General features: G+C 47.5%; 6 protein-coding genes. 5 read left to right on the forward strand and 1 reads right to left on the reverse strand.

Features of this window, described 5'->3' with window-relative positions; all coding sequences use genetic code 11:
• Position 1: 1 nt before the first annotated feature.
• Together C7475_RS32325 and C7475_RS32330 are read left to right on the forward strand one after the other, a co-directional pair.
• Positions 2-505: a DUF4442 domain-containing protein gene (locus tag C7475_RS32325; RefSeq protein ID WP_110057577.1), complete on the forward strand. Its 504-nt coding sequence runs from the start codon at positions 2-4 to the stop codon at positions 503-505.
• Positions 506-545: 40 nt separating this feature from the next.
• On the forward strand, positions 546-1,949 hold the full coding sequence (locus tag C7475_RS32330; RefSeq protein WP_110057578.1) for an MBL fold metallo-hydrolase RNA specificity domain-containing protein: 1,404 nt from the start codon (positions 546-548) through the stop codon (positions 1,947-1,949).
• A 296-nt stretch (positions 1,950-2,245) separates the two neighbouring features.
• Here C7475_RS32330 and C7475_RS32335 read toward each other — a convergent pair whose 3' ends face one another.
• Positions 2,246-4,780, reverse strand: coding sequence for a M1 family aminopeptidase (locus C7475_RS32335; RefSeq protein WP_110057579.1), 2,535 nt, complete (start codon positions 4,778-4,780; stop codon positions 2,246-2,248).
• Positions 4,781-4,956: 176 nt separating this feature from the next.
• Here C7475_RS32335 and C7475_RS32340 point away from each other — a divergent pair, with 176 nt between their 5' ends.
• From C7475_RS32340 to truA, 3 genes are all read left to right on the forward strand, one after another.
• Positions 4,957-5,457, forward strand: a complete 501-nt coding sequence (locus tag C7475_RS32340; RefSeq protein ID WP_110057580.1) for a biotin/lipoyl-containing protein — start codon at positions 4,957-4,959, stop codon at positions 5,455-5,457.
• A gap of 90 nt (positions 5,458-5,547) precedes the next feature.
• Positions 5,548-7,314, forward strand: a complete 1,767-nt coding sequence (locus C7475_RS32345) for a DUF4476 domain-containing protein (RefSeq protein WP_158286672.1) — start codon at positions 5,548-5,550, stop codon at positions 7,312-7,314.
• Between the two features lie 102 nt (positions 7,315-7,416).
• On the forward strand, positions 7,417-8,169 hold the full coding sequence (gene truA / locus C7475_RS32350; RefSeq protein WP_110057582.1) for a tRNA pseudouridine(38-40) synthase TruA: 753 nt from the start codon (positions 7,417-7,419) through the stop codon (positions 8,167-8,169).
• Positions 8,170-8,707 lie beyond the last annotated feature (538 nt).

Below are 8,707 nucleotides of genomic sequence, written 5' to 3' on the forward strand. Positions count from 1 at the left end.
TATGGAGCATCCCAACTTTCATCCTGCCGTCCGGTCATTTATCCGTTTTGCCGGACACCCGTTCAAGTTCTCCCTTTATCTTTTATGGAAATTGCCCATTGCCTGGCTGTCAGGCGTTAGATTGAAACAATTGGACGAAGGGCAGTGTATTACAATGGTGCCTTTTAAATGGTTATCCCAGAACCCATTCCGGTCTACTTATTTCGCCTGCCTGTCTATGGCCGCAGAGATGAGCACCGGATTACTGGCAATGATGTATGTACGAGCAGCTGCTCCTAAACGTGTATCCATGCTGGTAACAGGTATGGAAGCATCTTTTGTAAAAAAGGCAGTTGGCAGAACATGGTTCACCTGCCAGGACGGAGCAGCCATACAAGCGGCAATAGCCCGTACAGCGGAGACGGGCGAGCCGGAAACGATCACAGCGAACAGTATCGGGAAGAGCCTTGATGGCACAGTAATTGCCTCCTTCGCCATCACCTGGTCCTTCAAAGGAAAAGTATAGACAGGATTAATTTTTACAGATCATCTTTCAAAAACACCACATGAAAATAGCATTTCACGGAGCGGCACGTACGGTTACAGGGTCTAAACATCTTATCTCGCTAAAGAATGGCAAGAAGATCTTGCTGGATTGCGGGATGTTTCAGGGAATGGGCAGGGAAACTGATGCTATGAATGAAAACTTTGGTTTTGATGCAGCTTCAGTTACGCACCTGATCCTCTCACATGCACATATCGATCACTCAGGACTGATACCATTACTTGTAAAAAGAGGGTTTAAGGGAAATATCTATTGTACGCCGGCCACCCGTGATCTGACAGAGATCCTGTTGCTGGATTCTGCAAAGATCCAGGAAGATGATGCGAAGTTCACCAATAAGAAAATGAGGAAGGAGGGGAAACCGGAAATAAGCCCCTTATATACCATTAATGATGCTGAACGTAGCATCAGCGCTCTTAAAAAAGTAAACTATAAAAGCTGGTTCCGGATAGATGAAGATGTGGAAGTATATTTCACGGATGCCGGGCACATTATAGGTAGTGCTGCTGTACATGTGCGCATCACCGAAAACGGAAAGACCACACAGATCTCCTTCAGTGGCGATATAGGAAGGTATAATGACGCTATATTAAGATCCCCCGATATCTTCCCCCAGGCAGATTACATTCTGCTGGAATCTACTTATGGCAGCACGTTACATGCGGAGGCCGTTCCTTCAGACGACCTGCTGATCAAATATATTCATGATACCTGTAAGGTGAAGAAAGGGAAACTGATCATTCCCGCCTTTAGCGTGGGCCGTACCCAGGAACTCCTGTATTCACTGAACCGGGCAAACCTGGACGGTAAGCTGCCGAAGGTGGACATCTTTGTGGATAGTCCTTTATCCCGCGAGGCGACCGACGTGGTAAGGCATCATCCGGAGGTATTTAATAAAACAGTGGCGAAGTTGCTGGAAATAGATGATGATCCTTTTGACTTCCCGGGTTTGCATTACATCCAGACCGTGGATGAGTCAAAGGCGCTGAACTTCCGGGAAGAGCCCTGTGTCATTATTTCGGCTTCAGGAATGGCGGAAGCGGGCAGGGTGAAGCACCATATCGCCAATAACATTGCCGATAGCCGGAATACGGTCCTGATAGTGGGATATTGTGAGCCGCAGTCGCTGGGCGGCCGTCTGATGAGAGGGGCGAAGGAAGTGTCGATCTATGGTACCCATTACGAGGTAAGGGCCGACGTTGGCGTGATCCGTTCCATGAGCGCTCACGGCGATTATGAGGACTTGAGCCAATGGCTTTCCTGTCAGGACCCAAAAGAAGTGAAGAAGTTATTCCTGGTACACGGAGAGTATGAAGTGCAGCAGATATTCCGTAACTGGTTGTTAAAGAAGGGATTTCAGGATATTGAGATACCGGAGCGTCATTGGGAGGTTGGACTGGGATAACTAAGTCCCTGTATGTCCTCTACCGGGTGTCTACTAAAACAGGACTATACAAGGTTTATACAAGCTTTATCTTACGTTCATCTTACGTCTTTGAACGTAAGATGAACGTAAGATAAAGCTTGTATAAACCTTGTATAATAGGAGCTGAATTGAAGATAAGTATTAGTATAGAAGAACTTTACAGTTCTATTGCAGTGGTTCAGTATTGACTTTACAGATGAATGTTTTCTCGTTGTGCTAATATAGAGAATTCATATAAAAGAAAAGGGGCTCGTTTCAGACGAACCCCTTTTCTTTTAATTCTTCAGCTCAGTGGCTACTTTCTTCATATAATCACTTTGCTTTAACAAACCCGTCTTTTTATCGGGGCTGGCCAAAGCAGCTTTTTCTTCTTTGTTTCTGGCGATAGGCTGCAGGAGGCTTACCAGGTAGTTGTTGACCATCTTGTTATTGAACAGGAGGGCCATCTGTTTGATGTCTTCCACACCTTTCAGCACTTCATCAGTGTCATCTACGATACCCAGGATCCCCAGGTATTGGATAGCAGCGTCCAGTTTGTCCTGACCGCTGGCTTCATTGAAGGTTTTGGCGAAGAAAGCGATATCTTCTTCATTACCTTTCTGAGCATAAATAGACACGATCGCGTTGCTCAATGCGCCTTTGGAATCCTTTTCCATCTGTTTGGCCAGTGTATAGCCTTTTTCCAGGTCAAGGGCGCCCAGACTTTCCAGGGCAGCACCGGCAGCAGCATAAGAGCGGTCTTTCGCTGCGGCTTCAAAGATCGGCGTCAGTTTAACATCTTTCAGAGAACCCAGCTGGGTCAGCGCGGCAGCACGTACGGTCGCGTTATCATCCTTCTTTGCCAGTTCCTGTAAGGTAGCCAGAGTAGCTGTTTTAACTGCAGGATCGGTCAGTTTCAGGCCGTTGATAGCCAGGGCGCGCAGGCCGTAGAACTTATCTTTCAGCGCAGCAGCTATTACTTTCAGCGCAGCCGGATTGGTGCTCTGCTCCTTCAGACAGGCTTCGATAGCTTCCCGGCGGTCCAGGTATTCAGGAGCGTGGGTATACTGGAAGATGTATGAGTTGATGTCCCGGTTTTCTTTCTTAACTGCCAGCAGTACTTTATCTCCGTCGAAGTTAACCAGGTCAGGCTTTACATCGGACGGCAGGGTGAAGGTGCTTACTTTATCGAAGATGGTCACCTGGTGGCGTACTTTTTTGCCGCCGGCATAAATGTCGATGGCAACAGGCAGTTGGAAGATCTTATCGCCCTGCTGCTGTTCTACTGTAACGGTTACTGTTTTAGCAGTTTCGTTATAGCTGGATTTGATGTCCAGAACAGGGTAGCCCTGTCCGAAGTACCATTGGTTGAAGAACCAGTTCAGGTCCTGACCACTTACTTCTTCAAAGGCAAGACGCAGCTGATGTGCTTCAGCAGCCTTGAAGGCATTTGTTTTGAGGTACAGGTTCAGTGATTTGAAGAAGGCGCTGTCGCCAACTACGTTGCGCAGCATGTTCAGGATACGGCCACCTTTCTGGTAGCTGATGGCGTCGAACATATCTTCTTTATCATGATAGTGGAAACGTACCAGGTCTCTGTCGCCGGAGTACTGGGCAAATTTCTGGTAGCTCTGCATCGCTTTATACGAATGATCGTCAGCAGCGTCTTTACCATATTTGTAAGCCATCCACAGATACTCGCTGTAGTCGGCAAAAGACTCGTTCAGCGTGAGGTTGCTCCATGATTCAGCGGTTACGAGGTCGCCAAACCAGTGGTGGAACAGCTCATGTGCAACAACTGCTTCATTGTAATTATTATTATCCAGCAGTTCACGGTCGGTTTTCTGGAGGAAGTCGCCATGGATAGTAGCGGTGGTATTCTCCATTGCACCAGACACATAATCCCTTACTACAACCTGTGAGTATTTCACCCAGGGATAGTCGTAACCGAGGATGTTGGAATAGAAGGTCATCATTTCAGGGGTATTGCCGAAAATAGCCTTTGCGTACGGCGCGTATGCTTTTTCCACATAATAGTTCACTTCCTTGCCTTTCCACTGGTCTTTAACGATAGCGAAATCGCCTACCGCCATCATGAACAGGTAAGGAGAGTGGGGAAGGTCCATTTTCCAGTAGTCGGTGCGGGTGCCGTCAGCATTGTTCTTCTGGCTCATCAGCTTACCATTGGAGAGGGTCACATATTTCTTATCTACAGTAATGCTGATCTCTTCTGTGGTTTTCTGGGCAGTACGATCGATGGTCGGGAACCAGGCGGAGGCCGATTCGGTTTCTCCCTGCGTCCAGATCTGAACTGGTTTATTCTTTACGCTGCTGTCGGGGTTGATAAAGTACAGGCCTTTAGCATCTGTAATGGCAGCGCTACCGGCAGATTTTACCTCGTCTGGACGGGCAACGTAGTCAATATATACAACGAAAGACTCTGTTCTCTGATAGGCCTTGTCCAGGGCAATATGCAGCTGGAGGCTGTCGTACTGGAACTTCAGGGGAACGTTCTTTCCACTTTTAACAATAGCTACCTGTTTGATATCCATTGCTTTAGCGTCCAGTGTGAGGGAGTCGGTCTTATAAAAATGCGGTTTGAGGGTAAGCCAGGCCTTACCAATTAAATATCTTTTAGCGTAGTCAAAGCGAACATCCAGTTTGGTGTGTACCAGGTCATGCACTTTTGTTGAGGTGGCGCGATAGATTTTAAGGGAGGGATCTTCCTGCTGTGAGGGGGCCTGTTGAGCCGCAACGGGAGTGACATAAATGATCCCCGTAAGACTTGCAAACAGTACACTTTTTAGCGTGTGCTTCAAAGGTTTGAACATGATGATAATCTGATTTTGATACGAAATAACAGGTTTTATCAGATATAATTGTGAACAGAGCTGTTAATATTAACTAAATCGTGATAATTGGCTATAAATCGGGATCATTCGCAAAGCCCGCGCCCGGTAAGTGTTTAAAAGTGTTATTTTTGTCGCAGTCCAGTAAAAACCATGTTATGATAAAAGCAATTGTGAATGGAGAGCAGTCGTTTGTAGTCGATACCGATAAGTTCCCTTTTACCTGTAATGACCAGCCGGTGATGTGGTCGGGAGTAGCACTTCCTAATGGTAATCACAGTGTTATACTGGACGGCAAGAGTTATGTTGCCCAGGTGATAAAGGTTGACAGGGATACGAAAACGGTCACTATTATGATAGATCAGCAGGAATATGCGGTGGTCATAGAGGAGCCGATCGATCAGTTACTGGCGGAGATGGGCATGAAAGATGCCTTGAGCCGGAAGGTGAACGACCTGAAGGCGCCAATGCCCGGACTGGTATTGAAAGTGCTGGTAGAACCGGGACAGGCAATTAAGAAGGGGGACCCGGTATTGATACTGGAGGCCATGAAAATGGAGAATGTGTTCAAGGCAGCGGCAGATGCCGTGGTAAAAGAAGTGAAGGTTAAAGAGCGGACGGCGGTAGAGAAAGGGGAGGTCTTAGTTATCTTGGAATAGATTTTGTAAATATAATTAGTTAATCAATCAATCATAAGCGATCTGGAATGACGGATTTGTCCGTCATTCGTAGTTATTTAAGAAATGGGTATGCTGCAATTTTTTAAGAGATCTTTGTTCACACTGTTTTTTCTGGGGATGGCGTTCCGCATGTCAGCCCAGGACCAGCAGTATTTTGTATATATACAAAGTGAGAGATCCCAACCTTTTTATGTAAGATATGATGGGAAGCTGATGCCGTCGTCGGACAGGGGATATATTATCCTCTCCAAAATGCCGGCAGGTACGGCCTCTCTGAGGATAGGCTTCGCGAAAAGTGACGCGCCTGAACGCCAGTACCTCGTGAAGGTAACAGGCCCGGGCGATCAGGGGTACCTGTTGAAACAGGACGGGGACCGCGGATATGCGTTATTTAATCTGCAGACGTTTGCGGTGATCAGGCCTGGAGAAGAAAAGAAGAAGGAGCCTGTAGCGGTGGCTGAAACGCCGGCAGCTGAAGTGGCGCCGACCCAGGACATGGAGGTAGCGCCTGCAGTAGCGGCAAATGAAACCGAAACAGCACCTGCGCCCGTAGTTGCGGATAGTCCGGTTGTGCCAGCGCCTCCGGTACCGGTTTCGGAGGAAGAGCAGAAGCAGGCCATGATGGCATCTTTAAAGAAAGACCTTGATTCTACTTTCCCTACAAAAAGCGGAGTGGCGGTAGGACCGGGTACCCGTCCGGTGAAGCAGTCCAACAAATTCTCCCAGGCATTGGATAAAGTAGTGAGTGACGATCGTCCGGACGATATACAGCTGGAAGAACCTAAAGCGCCGGTAACGGCGGCACCGGCTACAGATGTGCCGAAAGCAGCTCCTGCTACTGAAGCACCGGCCGAGAAGAGACGCAGAAGGAGAAGAGAGCGTGATCCTTTGACAGAAGAAGAAAAAGCATTGGCCAGTGCAGTACTGGCTGAAGAAAATAAAGCGGCAGCACCGGCATCTGAACAGCCAATCACAGAAGCGACGCCGGCAGCGGTGCCAGTAACTGAAGGCACTCAGGCAACAACAGCGCCGGTGGGTGAAACGGCTAAATCATCCGAAGAAACCGTACCTGCCGAACCGGTGAAGGAAGAGGCGCCAGTGACAAAGAAGGAAAAGAAACAGCGGAAGAAGAAGAGCGACGACCCGGCATTCATTGATTTTGTGGATACCGGCGGACATCAGGCACCACCAGCAGGCAGTGTAGCAGCACCTGCGCCGGCCACTACTGAAAGTACCCCGGCAGAAACAACCGTTATTCCGGCTGAAGAACCGGCAAGTGCTAAAAAGAAGAGACGTAGCAGGATTGCTGAGAAAATAGATACGATAGATACATCTGAACGTCCTAATAATGTGGTGAGTGATCCGACAGGATATGAGGTAAGTGATCTATCAATAGATCATCCGAAAGAGAGCAAAAAAGACAAAAAGAAAAAGAAGGCGGCAGAAGGAGAGGGCGTGGACGTAGCTGCTCCTGTGGCAGCGCCGGTAGCGGCAGAACCGGCTCCGGAAACGAAATCATCCTCTCTGAAAATGATCAATTCTGATTGCGGAAAGGTGATGGATGATGAGACGTTCCGTAAAATGCTGCGGAAGTTCGTTGCCGGAAAAGATGATGATGCAATGGTGGAAGCATTCCGTAGGCAGACCAAAGGTTATTGCCTGGAATCTTCACAGATCAAGACATTGGTACAGTTAATGGGAACGGATGAATCCCGGTATCGTTTGTTGGATCAGGCCTATCCGAAGGCTTATCATTCAGACGAATTTGCCGGTTTGGAGAGCCTGTTGTCTGACAGTTATTACAAAAAGCGTTTCAGGGCCATGCTGCACAAGTAGCGGGGAAGAAGATAATTACGAAGAGGTCACAAGGTTGTATGACAGCAACTTTGTGACCTTTTTGTTTTTGCGCCTTACCTTTGCGTTTCGCAATCAGGAATTATGAGATATTTTATCGAGGTAGGATATAAGGGGGCTGGTTTTGCCGGTTTCCAGGTACAGGATACTGCACACACGGTACAATCGGCCATAGATCATGCTATCAGTACGCTGATGCGGACGAAGATAGTGACGACAGGCTCCAGCCGTACGGATGCGGGGGTGCATGCGTTGCAGAACTTCCTGCATTTTGATACGGACCAGCCATTGCATCCTCAGTTCCAGTATAAGGTGAATGCGATCCTGCCGCCGGATGTGGTACTGAAACATGTGTACAGGGTCGGGGATGAAGACCATTCGCGTTTTGCGGCGTTGAGCAGGTCTTACGAATATACATTGTACATGCACAAAGACCCGTTCCTGCATGACAGGGGGTACTTTTTTCCGTACCGGCTGGATGTGGAGCTGTTGCAGGAAGCGGCGGGCGTGTTGATGGAGTACCAGGACTTTATGACGTTTTCGAAGCGGAATACGCAGGTGCGGACATATATCTGCAATATTATGTCGTCGGCGTGGACGGCGAAGGAAGACCGGTTAGTGTACAATGTAACGGCGAACAGGTTTTTGCGAGGGATGGTGAGGGGAATGGTAGGAACGATGTTGCGGGTAGGGCGCGGTAAGTTGACGATGGAGGGATTCCGGGAAGCGATAGAGAGCCGGAATTGTGTGAATGCTGATTTTGCGGTACCGCCGCAGGGGTTGTTCCTGATAAAGGTAGCGTATCCGGAGGGGATGTTGAATGACAGGGTGCAGTAAAATGTGCCCACTTAATATATTGATATTAAGCAGTTTAGTATAATCGTACCAGTTATCTTTCAAAATTTATTTGGTAGTAATGAAAAAACTCCTAATTTTGCATCCCGCTTCGATAGAAAGCAACGCATACAAAAGCTCTTCCCAAGTATAGAATTTCTCCTTTTTTGATAAGGCGCAGCTGGCTGAAAGTGGCTGCACTGTTGGATTTAGAAGGGTCGTTGCTAAAATGATCACTAAAATAAAATTTCAAAAAAGATTTGGTGGTAATGAAAATTTAATACACCTTTGCAACCCCAACGCAAACGATGCGAAACGGAATAAAGCGAGAAAGTTCTTACAGTATAGAAAAGATGTCCGGCAGCAAGTGCCACGCAGATCGGATCTGAGACATTGACGAAAGGTTAAGCGAATGGCTTGACTAAAGTTCTTTGAAAGAATGGAAACAACAGCAAATTTTAAACAGGTAATGTTCAAGCGAAAACATTAGATAAATGACGTCTAATTTCGAGAGAAATTACACAGTCAGTATCAAAACTTC

It is taken from the genome of Chitinophaga sp. S165 (genome assembly GCF_003182155.1).
Lineage (GTDB): Bacteria > Bacteroidota > Bacteroidia > Chitinophagales > Chitinophagaceae > Chitinophaga.